This window comes from Kineococcus vitellinus (assembly GCF_009906315.1).
Classification (GTDB): Bacteria; Actinomycetota; Actinomycetes; order Actinomycetales; family Kineococcaceae; genus Kineococcus; species Kineococcus vitellinus.
In genome coordinates this window covers 1-495 of the sequence record NZ_JAAALL010000653.1, presented here as the reverse complement: position 1 = coordinate 495, position 495 = coordinate 1, and the positions used below count along the sequence as shown (strand labels likewise).

Annotated in this window: 1 protein-coding gene; it reads right to left on the bottom strand. The window is 74.7% G+C overall.

Features of this window, described 5'->3' with window-relative positions:
- Window positions 1–394 (bottom strand): DUF255 domain-containing protein (locus GTQ99_RS23945; RefSeq protein WP_166618108.1); only part of this gene is annotated, 394 nt, incomplete at its 3' end.
- Between the last annotated feature and the right edge of the window lie 101 nt (window positions 395–495).

Below are 495 nucleotides of genomic sequence, written 5' to 3'. Positions count from 1 at the left end.
GCACCTGCGGGTGCGGGGTGGGCGGGAAGTAGGTGCCGGCGAAGAAGATCTCCCCCGCCGGGGTGGTGAACGTCGTCATGGGCCAGCCGCCCTGGCCGGTCAGCGCCGTCGTGGCGGCCATGTGCACGGCGTCGACGTCGGGCCGCTCCTCGCGGTCGACCTTGACGCAGACGAAGCCCGCGTTCATCAGGGCGGCGGTCCCGGGGTCCTCGAACGACTCGTGGGCCATGACGTGGCACCAGTGGCAGGCCGCGTACCCCGTGGAGACCAGGACCGGGACGTCGCGCTCGGCGGCCTCGGCGAAGGCCTCCGGGCCCCACTCCCGCCAGTCGACGGGGTTGTCGGCGTGCTGCAGCAGGTACGGGCTCCGCGAGCCGGCCAGGCGGTTGGGCACGCCGCCACGCTGCCACAGCCCCGGCGCCCCGGCGCCCCGGCGCCTCCCCCCGACCGTGATCTTCCACGGTGCACCGTGGAAGATCACGGTCGGGGGGAGGG